This is a genomic window from Nonomuraea jabiensis, from assembly GCF_014204795.1.
Classification (GTDB): Bacteria; Actinomycetota; Actinomycetes; order Streptosporangiales; family Streptosporangiaceae; genus Nonomuraea; species Nonomuraea jabiensis.
On sequence record NZ_JACHMB010000001.1, the window covers coordinates 1,086,235 to 1,100,700 of the forward strand.

Consider the following 14,466-nt stretch of genomic DNA (forward strand, 5'->3'; position numbering starts at 1 on the left):
AGGGGGGCCTACGCCTGGACGGCGGGGATGTTCTCGGTGATCTTCCGCATGACCGCTGCCGCGTGTGAGTTCAGGTAGAAGTGGCCGCCGCGGAAGACGTGCATGTCGAACGGGCCGCTGGTGTGCTCCTTCCAGCGCCTGGCCTCGTCCAGGGACACGTGCGGGTCCGAGTCGCCGACCAGGGTGATGATCGGCGCGTCGATCTTGATGCCGGGCGGGCAGCGGTAGGTCATGATCGCCGTGTAGTCGCCGCGCAGCGACGGAAGGATCATGTTCACGAGCTCGGGGTCGTCCAGCATCCGCGTGTCGGTGCCGCCGAGCCGCCGCACCTCGGCGATGAGCGCCCGGTCGCCCTCCTTGTGCACGGTCTCGACGCGTACGCTCGACGGCGCGCGGCGGCCGGACGCGAAGAGCACCAGCGGCGAGACGCCGTCACCCATCAGCCTCCTGGCCACCTCGAACGCGACCACCGCGCCCATGCTGTGCCCGAAGAAGGCCATCGGCCGGTCGGCCAGGGGCAGGATCTCCCCGGTGAGGCGATCGGCGAGGGTGCCGATGTCGTCGATGCACGGCTCCAGGCGGCGTTCCTGCCGGCCCGGATACTGGATCGCCAGGACGTCGAGCCGCGGTGAGAGCTGCCTGGCGACCGGGTGGAAATAGGAAGCGGAGCCGCCCGCGTGCGGGAAGCAGATCAGACGGGTGGCGGATGCCGGCGCGGCGAAGAACCGCCGTACCCACGCTCCGGTTTCGGTGATCACTGGGGATTCCTTCCTTCTGCCGGCCAGGAATTCGGCACCACGCCGCGGGATATCACCGTTCATTCCAGCCCATGCGGCCGCGGCGTAGCCACGGGATTCGCCCCCTAATGTCCGCGACCATTCCCCTAACGAATCCGCCAGTGGTCCGGCGCGCGGTGAAGCCGCGTCGAGACAAGGGGCGATAAGGGTTGCCCGAGCGCGTCAGGCCGTGCCCAGCAGGGCGGACACCGGCGGCCGGCACGTCTAGTGGGCGCTAGGGGTTACCCCGCTTTCTGCTCTCACAAATACTTGTGGCACCCGGACCGGGCGCATCAACGCGGCACGCAAGGAGAAACGATGGACTTTGGTCTCTTCTATTTCGCCGACGATGTCAGGGCGGGAACCGACCAGTACCGGCTGCTGCTGGAAGGGGCCAGGTTCGCCGACACCCACGGATTCTCCGCGGTGTGGACACCTGAACGGCATTTTCATGAATTCGGCGGCCGATATCCCAATCCCGCCGTGAGCGCCGCGGCCGTCGCCGCCGTGACCGAGCGGGTCGCCATCCGCGCGGGAAGCGTCGTGGCGCCGCTGCACCACCCGGTACGCATCGCCGAGGAATGGGCCATGGTGGACAACCTGTCCGGCGGCCGGGTCGGCGTGTCCTTCGCCCCCGGCTGGCACGTGGTCGACTTCGCGTTGCGGCCCGAGAACTACGCCGGCCGCCGGCAGGTGACGATGGACACCATCGACACGGTGCGGCGGCTGTGGCGGCAGGAGGAGGTGGAGCTGGTCGACGGGGCGGGCGAGTCGGTCAAGCTGCGCGCCTACCCGGCGCCGGTCCAGCCGGAGCTGCCCACGTGGCTGACCAGCTCGGGCAACCCGGAGACGTTCCGCCAGGCGGGCGAGCTCGGCTACGGCATCCTGACGCACCTGCTCGGCCAGAGCCTGGACGACCTCGTACGCAAGGTCGCCGACTACCGCGAGCACTACGCCAGGGCGCACAGCGGCACCGGCCACGTCGCGCTGATGCTGCACACCTTCATCGGCGAGGACCGCGCCCGCGTGCGCGAGGTGGTCCACCAGCCCTTCACCGACTACCTGCGCAGCTCCCTCGGCCTGGTGCTGAAGGCGGCCGAGGACCTGATGCCCGGCATCGACCCGGACTCGATGGACCCGGAGGACATCGAGTTCCTCCTGGAGGTCTCGTTCGACCGCTACTTCGAGACGGGCGGCCTGTTCGGCACGGTCGACGACGGCCTGGCCGTGCTGAGCTCGCTCCAGGAGATCGGCGTCGACGAGGTCGCCTGTCTCATCGACTTCGTCCCCGACACGGACACCGTCCTCGACGGGCTGCGCCACCTCGACGAGCTCAAGCGGCGCTGGAGCACACGATGATCGACAGCCTGCGGCTGAGGCGCGTGCTCGGCCACTACCCGACGGGGGTCGTCGTGATCGCGGCGCTGGAGGACGGCCAGCCGCACGGGTTCACGGTCAACTCCTTCACCTCCGTCTCCCTCGACCCGCCCATCGTGAGCTTCTGCGCCGCCCACACCTCGGCCACCTGGCCCCGCATCAAGGCCGCGGGCGCCTTCACGATCAGCGTGCTGGGCGCCGGGCAGGAGCAGGTGTGCCGGTCGTTCGCAGCCAAGGGGAACGACAAGTTCGCGGGGGTCGGCTGGTCGGTGCGGGAGAGCGGCCACCCGGCGATCACGGACGCGATCGCGTGGATCGACTGCGTCCTGGACCTGAGCCACGTGGTGGGCGACCACGAGCTGATCCTGGCCAAGGTGGTGTCGCTCACCGTGAACGACTCCGACGACGACCCGCTCGTCTTCCACCGCGGGCGCCTCGGCCGGGTGTGCGCCGAGACCTTCCCGATCCTGACACGGCGATGCCCGGCGCTCGCCTGATCAAAAAAGCCCAGGCCACCTGAGTGACCTGGGCTTTTCGCGGTGCGCCGCCAGGGACTCGAACCCCGGACCCGCTGATTAAGAGTCAGCTGCTCTGACCAACTGAGCTAGCGGCGCAACAGGTGTAACTGTATCAGCCGCCGAGCCCTGCCCGCACATCATCCGAGCCGCCCCGCCAACCTCTCGTACGCCCCCAGGACCAGCTCCCAGAATCCCTTGACGTCGATCGACGTGGCCACGAGCGCGTTCGCGTCCTGCTCGCTCACCTTGAAGTCCGTCACGGTCATCCCCCGCGTGTACAGGCCGGCGGTCTCGACGTTCACCGTCGCGGGGACGCAGGTGAAGAGGGAGGGGTCGAGCACGTACGCCACCGCGCACGCGTCATGGATGGCCGGCCCGCCGTCGGCCGTCACCATGCCGTAGAACTGCGCGGCGGGCACCAGCAGCTCGGCCAGCTTGCCGAGCGGCCACATCCGGTCCAGGACGTCCGAGGTGACCATGGCGGACAGGGTGACGTCCAGCCCCAGCATCCGCACGGTCCACCCGGCGCCGAAGACGATCGCGGCCGCCTCCGGGTCGGCCAGCATGTTGAACTCGGCCGCCGGATTGTGGTTGCCACGCGTGAACGAGCCGCCCATGATCACCAGTTCGCGGGCCCACTCCACGACGCGCGGCTCGCGGCGTACGGCGAGGGCGATGTTCGTCAGCGGGCCCACGGCCACCAGCGTGATCTCGCCCGGGGCGGCCTTCAGGGTGTCCACGATGAAGTCGACCGCGTGGCCGTCCGAGGGCCCCATCTGCGGGGTGGGGAGCACCACGCCGCCCAGGCCCGTGGCGCCGTGTACGCGGGTGGCGCGCACGGTCTCGCGCAGCAGGGCGCCGGCGCTGCCCGGGGTCACGGGGACGTTCCCCATCTCCAGGAACTCGCGCAGCGCGAGGGCGTTCGCGGTGGTCAAGGAGAGGTCAACGTTGCCCCCCACCGTGGTGATGCCCACCACGTCGAGGGAGGGGGAGCCGGCGGCCAGGGCCAGAGCGAGCGCGTCGTCGATGCCGGGGTCGCAGTCAATCAGCACTTTCTTCACGAAAGGGGAGGATACGCATAGATCGGGCCGGGCAGTTCCCCCAAAGCTGCCCGGCCCGATCGGCGGCGGTCCAGGCCGGCGATTCCCCCAAAACGCCGGCGGTCCCGCACTGCGAACCGCGGTCCCCCTCCGCGTCCGCTTCGGTGAAGGTCTATTGGCCTCTTGACCTGCTACAACGTTACCGAGACGAATGCAACGGTCGCGTCATAACGGGGTCGAATATCTGTTTAATCCGACTACGGAAGCTCCAACCGAACCTCCGTACCTTCCTGCAACGACCTGCTCACCGTGCAGTACTTCTCGTGCACCCGCTCCGCGACCGCCCTGAACACCTCGTCGGCCTCCTCCGAGGGCAGCTCGACGTCGTACGTGACGGTCACCGGGCCCAGCTTGCTGGGCTCGACCTTCTCCGCCTGCACCGTCATCGCCAGGCGGACCAGCCGGTGCCCCCGCTTGGCGGTCAGCGGCTCGACCGTCACGATGTTGCACCCGCCCACCGCCGCCAGCAGCAACTCCACCGGGGTGAACACCCCGTCCTCGTCCCCGCCGCCCATCCGCACCTCGGCGCCGCGGGCGTTCGTGGCCCGGAATCCGCCGTCCTCAGTTCGCTCGACACGCACGTTAGCCATGTTTCAGACCCTACTCAGAAACCTTTAATGTTCGTTCAGCATCGTGAGTGGCATGGCTAGCGAGGCGAATGCGAACCAAGGTCCCGTCCTGTTCTGGTGCGGGGTCGCGGTGGCCGAGTTCGGTGCGATCCAGCCGGGATTCGGCTACCCCTGGCGACCCAGTGCCTACGCCGCCGCGGCGCTGCTCGTCGCGTGCGGCCTGATCACCGTCAAGGCCGCCGACTACCTCCGCACCGAGGAGGCCAGGCAGCGCCTGCGGCTCGGCAGCTATCTCGCCGGCGCGCTGCTGGTGGCCCACGAGTTCAGCTCCACGGCGTACGTGACCGACCTCAGCCGCGCCGGCTCGCTCATCCTGTACGCGATGGCGGCCGTCATGGCGGTCTGGAGCCACCAGGTCTCCCACGCGACCAGGCCGACCCTGCTGATCGCCACCGGCCTCGACGCGGCCGCCCTGCGCGAGCGGCTGGCCGGCACGCCCGGCACCGTGGCCGTCTACCGCACCGAGCGCGCCACCGACGAGCTGCGCGACCTGGAGGCCCGATACGGGCTCATCCTCATCGAGGGCGCCGAGCACGACCCGCGGGCCAAGGAGCGCCTGAGCGCCTCCGGCCTGAGCCGCCAGATTCCCGACATCGCCGAACGCGACGTGGTGGTGGCCGGCCCACGGCAGTTCAAGAGGTACGTACGCGGTGCGTTGTCACGCCTTGCTGTCCCAAGATCACAGATTTATTTCAAATCACAGCAAAAGGTTTAGCTCCACATTACGTGCCACCTGCAACGGTGGGTTGCGGACAAGGAGGCAAGGTGACGATTTTCCCCGGAAGCGCCCGTGTCGAGATGGTCATGGGCATGCCGGTCAGTGTGGACATCCGCACCGCTCTCCCGGCACGCGAGATGACGCCCCTGCTGGATGACGCGTTCTCCTGGCTGAGGTGGGTGGACGACACCTTCAGCCCGGTACGGGAGGACAGCCAGATCGGCCGCCTCAACCGCGGCCAGACGATCAAGCAGATCCCCGAGCTCATCGAGGTCCTCCACCGCTGCGACGAGATCAGCAAGGCCACCGACGGCTACTTCGAGGCCCGCATCAACGGCGTCACCGACCCGTCGGGCTACATCAAGGGCTGGGCGCTCGAACGCCTCTCCCGCGCCCTGGTCAACGCGGGCGCGGGCGACCACCGCATCAGCGCGGGCGAGGACATCAGGGTGCGCGGCTCGGCCGCCCCCGGCAAGCGCTGGCGGGTCGGCATCCGCGATCCGCGCAAGGACGTGATCCGCAAGGTCGTCTTCGCCCACGACCTCGGCATCGCCACCGCCGGCGGCGCGCCCATCGTCAACCCCCACACGGGGGCCGTGGAGGAGGGGTTCGGCTCGGTCACCGTGATCGGTCCCGACCTGGGCATGGCCGACGCGTACGCCACCGCCGTCTACGCCATGGGCCCCATGCTGGCCAGGCGCTTCGCGGCCGACCTGGCGGCGGGGCCGTACCAGACGATGATCATCACCCGTGACGGGCAGGAGGTCAGCACGCCCGGCTTCGCCGAATACAGCGGCGCCGAGGCCCGTCTGGCGGGCTGAGCGCGCCCGCGCGGTCGCGGAGGGTGGCCCGCCCCGCCCTCCGCGCGCCTCCGGCGCCCCGGGAGCACGGTCAGGCGTCGGGGTGTTTGCGCAAATACTCTATGTAGATCGGGCGCAGCGCCTCGCCCAGCTGGCCCTCGCCGGAGGCGATGGCATCGCTGAGCAGCGCGGAGACCCTGCTGAGGTCGTTGGCGGCCTCCGTGCCATGACCGCTGGCGGCCTCGGCGGCCGGGATCACCTTCAACAGGTCCCAAAGAAACCCCAGGTCCCCGTGGCGTACGGCGTACCGCACGGCACGGTCGTGCAACTCGTCGGCCGGCAACGACTCGAGCCCGTTCGCGTCCATCTCGCTCCCTCCCCCTGGACGCCCCTGCCCGAGTTGGGCCGACCATAACCGGCGACTACGCACAGTAATCGCTGGGAATCGTAGTGGCCGCGCCACTATCGAAGTGCCGATCTCAAGTGGGAGGATCAAGCAGCGTGAGATTCATCATCAGAACCATCGCCGCGGCGGCGGCCCTCTGGGTGGCCATCCAACTGGTCCCCGGCATCGAGGTCAGCACCTCCCCCAACTCCGCCAAATACTGGGGCGTGCTGCTGATCGTGGCGTTGATCTTCGGCATCGTGAACGCGATCGTCAAGCCCATCGTCAAGGCCCTCGGATGCGCGATCATCGTTCTGACGCTGGGCCTGTTCCTCCTCGTGATCAACGCGGCCATGCTGCTGCTGACGAGCTGGATCTCGACTCAGCTCGACATCCCCTTCCACGTCGACAACTTCTACCCGGCCGCCTTCTGGGGCGCGATCATCATCAGCGTGGTGAGCTGGCTGCTGGGCCTGTTCATTCCCGACGGCGACTGACCCGCCGGTGGAGCTCGACGGTGCCGGCCTGACCTGCGCGCAGGTCCACGACGCCGCGTACGGCGGTGCCCGGGTCACGATCGCCTCCCTCGATCGGGCCCGGGCCGCGTGGGCCACCGCCCAGGAGCTCACAGGCCCCGTGTACGGGCGGAGCACCGGCGTGGGCGCCAACAGAGGCGTCATCCTCGACAAACCCGGCCTCGACCTGCTCCGCAGCCACGTGTGCGGCGCCGGCCCGCTGATCCCGCCGGCCCGCGCCCGGGCCATGCTCGTGGTCCGGCTCAACCAGCTCCTCGCCGGCGGCTCCGGCATCGACCCGGCCGTCCTGCCGGTGCTGGCCGAGGCGATCAACGGCGGCTTCACCCCACCGATCCAGACGTACGGCGCCATCGGCACCGGCGACCTCGCCGCCCTCGCCACCACGGCCCTGTGCCTGCTCGGCGAACTCCCCTGGCACCACGAACCCCCACCCCTCTCCCGGGGCACCACGCCGTCCGAGGCCCCACCCCCTGCTGGGGCACCGCCGACCGACGTCGCCACTCCCCTCTTCCCCTTCGCTCCAGAGGACGCGTTGCCGTTCATCAGCTCGGGAGCCGCCACCCTGGCCGACGCCGCCATCGCCTGCCACCGGCTCCGCCTCCTCCTGGAAGCCGCCATCGACGTGGCCGCGATGTCGTTCACCGCCGTGAGCGCCTCGGCCGAGCCGCTGGCCGCCGCCGTACAGGAGGCGCGCCCCCACCCCGGCCAGGCCGCCGTGGCCGCCCGCCTGCGCGGCCTGCTCACCCAGGAGCTGGCGACCCGCGTCCAGGACCCGTACGGCTACCGGGCCTTCGCCCAGGTGCACGGGGCCGCCGTGGACACCCTCGACCGGGCCACGGCCGCCGTCGAGATCGACCTCAACGCCGCCGCCGAGAACCCCCTCATCTCCGGCTCCCTGGCCTGGCACAACGGCAACTTCCACTCGGCCCCGCTGGCGCTGGCGCTCGACGCGCTGCGCGCCGCGCTCGTCCAGACGGCCCAGCTCAGCGCCGCCCGCCTGGCCACCCTCATGGACCCCGCCTACACCGGCCACCACCCCTTCCTCGCCGACCGCCCGGGTTCGTCGGGGGCGCTCATCCTGGAGTACGTGGCCCAGGACGCCCTGGCCGAACTCCGCCTCCTGGCGACGCCGGTGACGACGGGCACGGCGGTCATCTCCCTGGGCACGGAGGACCACGCCGGCTTCGCCACCCAGGCGGCCCGCAACGCGCTGCGCTGCCTGGAGCCCCTGGAGATCGTCCTGGCCTGCGAACGCACCGCCGCCCTCCGCGCCCTCCACACCCCCACCCCGGACCGCCCCCTCACCCCCGACCTCACCACCTCCCGCCACGCCCTAACCCCCCACCCCCCACCCTGACGCCCGGGGGCCCTAGGGATCCCGCCTCGGACGGTGTCCCGCCTCACGGGGCGTCCGGTCTCACGGGGTGTCGGGTCTCCGGGGTCCCGTCTTCGGCGATCCCGCCTCGGGCGGTGTCCCGTCTCGGGGGGCCGCCTCGGGCGGTGTCCCGCCTCGGGGAGTGTCCCGTCTCGGGCGGTGTCCCGTCTCGGGCGGTGTCCCGTCTCGGGGAGCCGTCTCGGAGGGCGCAATCCCTCGGGGGTTTCCGGCGCCGGTGCGGCGAGGAGGTGTACGGCGGGGCTCGGCGCAACGCGCACGGCGAGCAGGCGACCCACCGCCCACGACCCCACAAGCGCGCGCCAAGGCCGGGAAGGCGTCACCGCACGCGGGCGACCGACCCCCGCTCACGAAGGGTCGGCGCCTGAACGACACGCCGCCTCCGACTCCCCCCATCAGCCGCAGCCGAAATGAGCCGCACCGCAGCCTTGACGATCCCGTCGATATCCCAATCGACCGTCGTCAAACCAGGCGTGAGCAGCCCGGACATCGGGTGATCGTCATACCCCATGACCGACACGTCCTGAGGCACGACCAACCCCAGCTCCTGAGCAGCCGCATAAACCCCGTAAGCGATCGAGTCCGCGAAGCAGAACACCGCACTGGGCCGCTGTCCCGCCAGCAGCTCCCGCGCCGCCGCGGTGGCCCCCGCCAGCCCGTGCGGGGCGGTGGCGACCATGATGTCCAGCCCCAGCCGGTCGGCCTCGGCGGTGACGTGCACGTCGGCGGGCCGGTCGGGCGTGCTGGCCCGGGTCGGGGTGAGGACGGCGATGCGGCGGTGGCCGAGCGCGCGCAGGTGCTCCAGCGCCAGCGTCACGCCGCGCCGGTTGTCGAAGACGACCTCTCCGGCCGTGCCCGCGATCGAGTCGCCGATCGCGACCACCGGCAGCGACTCGCACAGCTCGGGCCAGAACGCCGCCGCAGGGTCGATCGGCTGGACGATCAGTCCGTCGACGCGCTGGTCACGCAGCCGCTGGGCGAAGGCCCGCTCGCGGGCGGGATCGCCCACCGCATCAAGGATCAGGGCATAGCGGTCTTTCTCCCGCAGCCCCCTGCTGATGCCGACCGCCAGGGACTGCTGCCACAGGTCCTCCAGCGAGCCGCACAGCAGGCCGATCATGCCGGTGCGCCCGCTGGCCAGGGCCCTGGCGATGGGGTCGGCCTCGTAGCCCAGCTCGGCGGCCGCCGCGCGGACGCGCTCCATGGTCTCCTCGGAGACCTGCAGGCCGCGCAGCGCATACGAGACGGCTGCCGGTGACAGGCCCGTGGCCTGGGCCACCTCCCGGATCGTGGCTCTCTTGCGAGGCATTAAGCCAGCCTATTCGCTACCGCCGACAGAACGGATTCCCGTCCGACGATTCGCGCTTCTCACCGAGCGGGAAGGCCGGGCCCGGCGGCGTCCGGGCCCGTTGACAAGGGCCTTGTGAAGCGGTTCACTGAACCGTATCACTGAAACGCTTCACAGCTCAGTGTCGCAAGGTGGCGCGGGTTACCTGTAATGTTAGTAGGGAATAGGGGAAGGAGGAAGCCGTGAGCATCGACGTCCATCAGCATGTCTGGACGCGCCCGCTCGTCGACGCCCTGCGCGCCCGTTCCTCCCCTCCCCACGTCGACGGCTGGACGCTGTTCCTCGACGACGAGCCCCCGTACGAGATCGACCCCCAGGACCTCGAGCACCGCGACACCACCGGCCTGGAGCTGGCCCTGGTGTCGCCGTCGAGCCCGCTCGGCATCGAGTTCCTGCCGCCGGAGGAGTCCTGGCCGGTCATCGACGCCTACCACGCCGGCGCGCTCGCGCTGGGCGAGCCGTTCGGCGCCTGGGCGTCCACCTGCCTCAGCCGGCCCGATCCCGAGCGCCTGGCCCGCGACCTCGGCCGCGGCTTCGCCGGGCTGCAGATCCCCGCGACGGCCGTGCCCGACGACGGCCTGCTCGAGGTGCTGACGGACCTGGACCTTCCGCTGTTCGTCCACCCCGGGCCCGCCGCGAGGAAGCCGGGCACGCCGCCGTGGTGGCCCGCCGTGGTGCCGTACGTCCAGCAGATGCACAGCGCGTGGCACTACTTCCACGCCGTCGTCCGCCCCAGGCACCCGGAGCTGCGCGTCTGCTTCGCCCTGCTCGCGGGGCTGGCCCCGCTGCACTCCGAGCGCCTGATCGCCAGGGGCGGCGGCAGCCGCGGCCTGGTCGACCCCAACTTCTTCGTGGAGACCTCCTCCTACGGCCCGCGGGCGATCGACGCGATCGTCCGCGAGCTGGGCATCGACGTCGTCGTCAACGGCTCCGACGCCCCCTACGCCACCGCACCCGAGCCCGGGCTCGGCGCGGCCGCCGGCCACGCCATCCGGGTCGTCAACCCCCGTCGTCTATTGAGCAGAAAGGAGACTCGTACGTGAGCACGAAGCAGATCCAGGACGGGGGCACCTGTGCCCAGTTGCCCGAGCGCACGCTCGACCGGCGCGAACTGCGCGACCTGGTGAACGAGCTGGCTGCCCACCCCGAGGAGTGGCGGGACCAGGTGCAGTTCCCCGAGGACGGCGGCAGGCACTACGCCTCGCTCTACCGCGACGCGTACGTGGACGTCTGGCTGCTCTGCTGGCGCCCCGAGGACGACACCGGCTGGCACGACCACGACATCTCCTCCGGCGCCGTCCACGTGGTGCAGGGCGCGCTCCTGGAGTGCAACCCGCGCATCGGCGGCGAGCACCTGGAGACCGTGGTCTCGGAGGGGCAGTCGTTCTCGTTCGGGCCCGACCACATCCACCGCCTCAACGGCGCGGTCGACGAAAGCGTCTCCATCCACGCCTACTCGCCGCCGCTGTGGCGGCTCGGCCAGTACTCCATCGACGGCACCGGCGTCATGCGCCGCGTCTCGGTGAGCTACGCCGACGAGCTCAGACCTCTGGACGACGCGGTGGTGGCCTGAGCACGCAGCAGCTTCCGCAGGGCTCGACATCGGGCAGTGTGATCCACAGGCAGCAGGTCCTGCGGAAGTAGCCGTCGCCGGCGGGCTCGATCAGCCCGTCGACCGGCGGGCCGATCTCCTTCAGCAGCCGCATGTAGTCGCCCGGCACGATCGACGTCAGCGGATGGGCGAGCGCCTCGGCCGTGGATCCCCACAGCGTCCGCTCGCCCACCTTCGCCACCGCTCCGACGGCCCGCACCAGCGGCGCCTGCGACTCGGCGAGCGCCTCGCGGATCGCGGCGGCCCCCTCGGACCAGGTGACCCGCGTGGCCGCGATCGTCACCCCGGCGTCCGACACCTTGAAGTACGTGTCCGCCGGCCGCATGATCGGCACCCGCCCGTCCAGCGCCCAGCCGAGCGCCATGGGCATGGTGTGCCAGTAGCTGTAGGTCTTCCAGAACAGCGCCGCGCCGACGTGGCGTGGCGCGTTCCAGCGCGCGGCCGTCTCGTCGATCAGCCCGAGCAGCGTCGCGTACGGCTCCCGCAGCAGCTCGGTCACCGGCGTCCAGCTGCTGTCGGGCTCGATGACCAGGCGAGGCTCGACGCCCAGCACCCCGCCACGCGCGTCGGCGACCCGCTGGAGCGTCTCGGTCAGCACCCTGAACCCCCTTTAAAGGTTAGCCTTACCTAAGGTAGCAGGCCGCCCCGCGAACCACCCAGCCGCGATCTGCACCACGAGCACCCCCAGCCCCGCCAGCAGCGGCACGGTCCAGCCCCCGGAGACCTCCCTGAGGAACCCGAACAGCAACGGCCCCAGCGCCGCGATCACGTACCCCACCGACTGCGCCACGGCCGAAAGCGCGGTCACGGTGGCCGGATCGGCCGGCCGCAGCGCGATGATCAGCAGTGCCAGCGCGAACGAGGCGCCCTGGCCGATCCCCAGCACGATCATCCACAGCCAGGGCGCGGCCGTGGGGGCCAGCAGCATGCCGAGGTAGCCGAGCACGGTCAGCACCCCGGCGCCCACCACGTACGGCACCTGCGAGGCCCGCCGGCCCGCCAGCACGGGGATCGCCAGCGAGGTGCCGACCTGGACCAGGTTCGTCAGGCTGAGCAGGTAGCCGGCCTGGTCGGCGGGGAGTCCGGCGTCCAGGAAGATCGTCGGCAGCCAGGCCAGCATGACGTAGAAGGTGAGCGACTGCAGGCCCATGAGGGCGGTCACCGACCAGGTCACGGGGCTCCTGAGCACCACTCCGAACGGCCTGGGCCCGTTCTGCGCCCCGCTCTGCTTGCGCAGCGCCTGGGGCAGCCAGAGCAGCGCGGCCAGCAGGGCGGGCACGGCGAGCAGCGCGGAGACGCCGCGCCAGCCGTACCCGGTGGCGTGCTCGACGGGGATGACCAGCCCGGAGGCGAGGGTGGCGCCGGCCACCACCGAGGCGACGTAGACGCCGGTCATCAGGTTGACCCGGGTGGGGAAGTGCTCCTTGACGACGGCGGGCATGGAGACGTTCATGACGGCGATCGCCGTGGCCGCGAGGGCGGAGCCGAGGTAGAGCACGGGCGCGCCGTCGAGGCCGCGCAGCGTCACGCCCGCCGCGATGACCAGCAGTCCGGCCAGCAGCGTGCGGTCGAGCCCGAAGCGCCGCGCGAGCAGCGGCGTGACCGGCCCGAACACGCCGAGACAGACCACCATGACCGTGGTGACGGCGCCGCCGCCGGCGGGTGACAGGCCGACGTCCTTCATGATCTCGTCGAGCAGCGGGGAGACGCCCGCGATCGCGGGACGCAGGTTGAGCGCGGCCAGTACGAACCCGGTGACCAGCACGGCAGATCTCAACGACATAGGGAACCACTCTCGCATAACCCCTGACAACGTTGTCTGCCTGGTCCGGGTGAGGAATGATCCTGGCGTGAGACCGACGATGAAGGACGTCGCCTCGGCGGCGGGCGTGGCGCTCAAGACCGTCTCGCGCGTCGTGAACGGCGAGCCCGGCGTCCACCCGGCCACGGCCGAGCGGGTGCGCGCGGCCATCGAGCGGCTGGGTTACAGCCGCAACGAGAGCGCGGCGGTGCTGCGCAGGGGCACGACGGCCACGGTCGGGCTGGTCATCGAGGACGTGGCGGACCCGTTCTACTCGGGTCTGAGCCGGGCCGTCGAGGACGTCGTCATCGAGCACGGCTGGCTGCTGCTGAGCGGCTCGTCGAGCGAGGAGCCGCTCAGGGAGCGCGAGCTGGTCGAGACGTTCTGCGCGCGCCGGGTGGACGGGCTGATCGTGGTGCCCGCCGGCGACGACCACACGTACCTGCGGCCCGAGCTGGAGGCCGGCACGCCGGTGGTGTTCGCCGACCGGCCGCCGGGCGCGGGGATCGACGTGGACACCGTGCTCGCCGACAACCTCGGCGGCGCCGGGGAGGCGATCCGCCACCTCATGGGCCACGGCCACCGCAGGATCGCCTTCCTGGGGGACGACCCGGGCATCTTCACCGCGGCCGAGCGGCTCAACGGCTACCGGCAGGCGCTCGGGGGGCTGTTCGACCAGCGGCTGGTGTCGATGCGGCCGCCCTCGCTGGAAGGCGTGCGCGCGGACCTGGCCCGCATGTTCGCCCTGGACGATCCGCCCTCCGCGCTGTTCACCGGCAACGGCCGCTACACCGTGACGACGCTGCGCGCGCTGGCGGGGCGCCGGGTGGCGCTGGTGGGGTTCGACGACTTCGAGCTGGCCGACCTGCTGACCCCGGGGGTGAGCGTGGTGGCGCAGGACCCGGCGTGGATGGGGCGGGTGGCGGCCGAGCTGCTCTTCCGCCGCCTGCGCGGCGACGCGGGGCCGCCGGAGCACATCGAGCTGCCGGTACGGCTCATCGCCCGCGGCTCCGGCGAGCTCCCCCCGCCCTACTGACCGCTCAGACGACCCGCTCGTCCACGCCCACGGCGCCCACGCCGCTGGTGAAGATGCCGCCGCAGTATCCCCGCGACTCCCCCGACGCGCCGGGCGCGAGCGTCACCCACTCGCCCACGACGTCCGGCGCCCGGCCGCAGACCACCACGGCCCGGAACTTCCAGGTCTGGCCCGTGGGGTTGGTGCAGGACGCGATGCCGAGGTCCCTGTCCTGCGCGTGCACGTAGGTGTCGCAGCGCAGGACCGTGGCCGCCGCCACGGCGGGCGGCTCCATGTTCCCGACCACGAGGCCGACGGCCACCGCGGCCAACATCCCTTTGGACATTGCCTCTCCCCTGTCCCCCGTATTACTTTGCGCAGTCGATCGTAAGCGCACAGTAGTAGCCCTGTCTGGAGAACGTCAGGGCAGCTAGCCTTTCCAGCGGAGAGCGCGGTAG

At 71.0% G+C, this 14,466-nt stretch carries 17 protein-coding genes and 1 tRNA gene; 9 read left to right on the forward strand and 9 right to left on the reverse strand.

Going from position 1 to position 14,466, the window contains the following annotated elements; genetic code table 11:
- Positions 1–8: 8 nt before the first annotated feature.
- Positions 9–758 carry a thioesterase II family protein gene (locus HD596_RS04405; protein ID WP_313042715.1) on the reverse strand — a complete coding sequence of 250 codons (750 nt, stop codon included), beginning with the start codon at positions 756–758 and terminating at the stop codon, positions 9–11.
- Between the two features lie 336 nt (positions 759–1,094).
- On the opposite strand from HD596_RS04405, the gene HD596_RS04410 reads away from it, so the two are divergent.
- Both HD596_RS04410 and HD596_RS04415 read left to right on the forward strand, forming a co-directional pair.
- Positions 1,095–2,135: a MupA/Atu3671 family FMN-dependent luciferase-like monooxygenase gene (locus tag HD596_RS04410; protein WP_185068006.1), complete on the forward strand. Its 1,041-nt coding sequence runs from the start codon at positions 1,095–1,097 to the stop codon at positions 2,133–2,135.
- Positions 2,132–2,650, forward strand: a complete 519-nt coding sequence (locus tag HD596_RS04415) for a flavin reductase family protein (protein ID WP_185068007.1) — start codon at positions 2,132–2,134, stop codon at positions 2,648–2,650. The genes HD596_RS04410 and HD596_RS04415 overlap by 4 nt, the downstream gene beginning before the upstream one ends.
- Positions 2,651–2,693: 43 nt before the next feature.
- Here the strand turns inward: HD596_RS04415 and HD596_RS04420 are convergent.
- From HD596_RS04420 to HD596_RS04430, 3 genes are all read right to left on the reverse strand, one after another.
- Positions 2,694–2,767: transfer RNA gene (locus HD596_RS04420), tRNA-Lys, on the reverse strand.
- 41 nt (positions 2,768–2,808) lie between these two features.
- A complete protein-coding gene (locus HD596_RS04425) occupies positions 2,809–3,732 on the reverse strand; it encodes a nucleoside hydrolase (protein WP_185068008.1) in 924 nt (307 codons plus the stop codon).
- 236 nt (positions 3,733–3,968) lie between these two features.
- Complete coding sequence (locus HD596_RS04430) at positions 3,969–4,361, reverse strand: OsmC family protein (RefSeq protein ID WP_185068009.1); 393 nt, start codon at positions 4,359–4,361, stop codon at positions 3,969–3,971.
- 52 nt (positions 4,362–4,413) lie between these two features.
- Here HD596_RS04430 and HD596_RS04435 point away from each other — a divergent pair, with 52 nt between their 5' ends.
- Both HD596_RS04435 and HD596_RS04440 read left to right on the forward strand, forming a co-directional pair.
- Positions 4,414–5,115 carry a ferredoxin reductase domain-containing protein gene (locus HD596_RS04435; protein ID WP_185068010.1) on the forward strand — a complete coding sequence of 234 codons (702 nt, stop codon included), beginning with the start codon at positions 4,414–4,416 and terminating at the stop codon, positions 5,113–5,115.
- A 50-nt stretch (positions 5,116–5,165) separates the two neighbouring features.
- A complete protein-coding gene (locus tag HD596_RS04440) occupies positions 5,166–5,939 on the forward strand; it encodes an FAD:protein FMN transferase (RefSeq protein ID WP_185068011.1) in 774 nt (257 codons plus the stop codon).
- Positions 5,940–6,009: 70 nt separating this feature from the next.
- On the opposite strand, the gene HD596_RS04445 is transcribed toward HD596_RS04440, so the two are convergent.
- Positions 6,010–6,285, reverse strand: a complete 276-nt coding sequence (locus tag HD596_RS04445) for a hypothetical protein (RefSeq protein WP_185068012.1) — start codon at positions 6,283–6,285, stop codon at positions 6,010–6,012.
- A 134-nt stretch (positions 6,286–6,419) separates the two neighbouring features.
- On the opposite strand from HD596_RS04445, the gene HD596_RS04450 reads away from it, so the two are divergent.
- Together HD596_RS04450 and HD596_RS04455 are read left to right on the forward strand one after the other, a co-directional pair.
- Positions 6,420–6,800: a phage holin family protein gene (locus HD596_RS04450; protein WP_185068013.1), complete on the forward strand. Its 381-nt coding sequence runs from the start codon at positions 6,420–6,422 to the stop codon at positions 6,798–6,800.
- 7 nt (positions 6,801–6,807) lie between these two features.
- Positions 6,808–8,196: an aromatic amino acid lyase gene (locus HD596_RS04455; protein ID WP_185068014.1), complete on the forward strand. Its 1,389-nt coding sequence runs from the start codon at positions 6,808–6,810 to the stop codon at positions 8,194–8,196.
- A 355-nt stretch (positions 8,197–8,551) separates the two neighbouring features.
- On the opposite strand, the gene HD596_RS04460 is transcribed toward HD596_RS04455, so the two are convergent.
- Positions 8,552–9,541 carry a LacI family DNA-binding transcriptional regulator gene (locus HD596_RS04460; RefSeq protein WP_185068015.1) on the reverse strand — a complete coding sequence of 330 codons (990 nt, stop codon included), beginning with the start codon at positions 9,539–9,541 and terminating at the stop codon, positions 8,552–8,554.
- Positions 9,542–9,762: 221 nt separating this feature from the next.
- Here HD596_RS04460 and HD596_RS04465 point away from each other — a divergent pair, with 221 nt between their 5' ends.
- Positions 9,763–10,623, forward strand: coding sequence for an amidohydrolase family protein (locus HD596_RS04465; RefSeq protein ID WP_185068016.1), 861 nt, complete (start codon positions 9,763–9,765; stop codon positions 10,621–10,623).
- Entirely contained in the window at positions 10,620–11,153 is a 534-nt protein-coding gene (locus HD596_RS04470) for a cysteine dioxygenase (RefSeq protein ID WP_185068017.1), read from the forward strand. The genes HD596_RS04465 and HD596_RS04470 overlap by 4 nt, the downstream gene beginning before the upstream one ends.
- Here HD596_RS04470 and HD596_RS04475 read toward each other — a convergent pair.
- Both HD596_RS04475 and HD596_RS04480 read right to left on the reverse strand, forming a co-directional pair.
- A complete protein-coding gene (locus tag HD596_RS04475; protein ID WP_185068018.1) occupies positions 11,122–11,790 on the reverse strand; it encodes a (2Fe-2S)-binding protein in 669 nt (222 codons plus the stop codon). The two genes, HD596_RS04470 and HD596_RS04475, sit on opposite strands and share 32 nt — an antisense overlap.
- A gap of 12 nt (positions 11,791–11,802) precedes the next feature.
- Positions 11,803–12,975, reverse strand: coding sequence for a CynX/NimT family MFS transporter (locus HD596_RS04480; RefSeq protein ID WP_185068019.1), 1,173 nt, complete (start codon positions 12,973–12,975; stop codon positions 11,803–11,805).
- Positions 12,976–13,042: 67 nt separating this feature from the next.
- On the opposite strand from HD596_RS04480, the gene HD596_RS04485 reads away from it, so the two are divergent.
- Entirely contained in the window at positions 13,043–14,029 is a 987-nt protein-coding gene (locus tag HD596_RS04485; RefSeq protein WP_376775820.1) for a LacI family DNA-binding transcriptional regulator, read from the forward strand.
- A gap of 4 nt (positions 14,030–14,033) precedes the next feature.
- Here the strand turns inward: HD596_RS04485 and HD596_RS04490 are convergent, their stop codons facing one another.
- Entirely contained in the window at positions 14,034–14,354 is a 321-nt protein-coding gene (locus tag HD596_RS04490; RefSeq protein ID WP_185068020.1) for a hypothetical protein, read from the reverse strand.
- Positions 14,355–14,466: the final 112 nt, after the last annotated feature.

Bases quoted from the DNA above. Each gene is read 5' to 3' on its own strand.
- HD596_RS04415 (WP_185068007.1), top strand. From the start codon at position 2,132: ATGATCGACAGCCTGCGGCTGAGGCGCGTGCTCGGCCACTACCCGACG.
- HD596_RS04480 (WP_185068019.1), bottom strand. From the start codon at position 12,975: ATGTCGTTGAGATCTGCCGTGCTGGTCACCGGGTTCGTACTGGCCGCG.
- HD596_RS04435 (WP_185068010.1), top strand. From the start codon at position 4,414: ATGGCTAGCGAGGCGAATGCGAACCAAGGTCCCGTCCTGTTCTGGTGC.
- HD596_RS04445 (WP_185068012.1), bottom strand. From the start codon at position 6,285: ATGGACGCGAACGGGCTCGAGTCGTTGCCGGCCGACGAGTTGCACGAC.
- HD596_RS04490 (WP_185068020.1), bottom strand. From the start codon at position 14,354: ATGTCCAAAGGGATGTTGGCCGCGGTGGCCGTCGGCCTCGTGGTCGGG.
- HD596_RS04430 (WP_185068009.1), bottom strand. From the start codon at position 4,361: ATGGCTAACGTGCGTGTCGAGCGAACTGAGGACGGCGGATTCCGGGCC.
- HD596_RS04410 (WP_185068006.1), top strand. From the start codon at position 1,095: ATGGACTTTGGTCTCTTCTATTTCGCCGACGATGTCAGGGCGGGAACC.
- HD596_RS04460 (WP_185068015.1), bottom strand. From the start codon at position 9,541: ATGCCTCGCAAGAGAGCCACGATCCGGGAGGTGGCCCAGGCCACGGGC.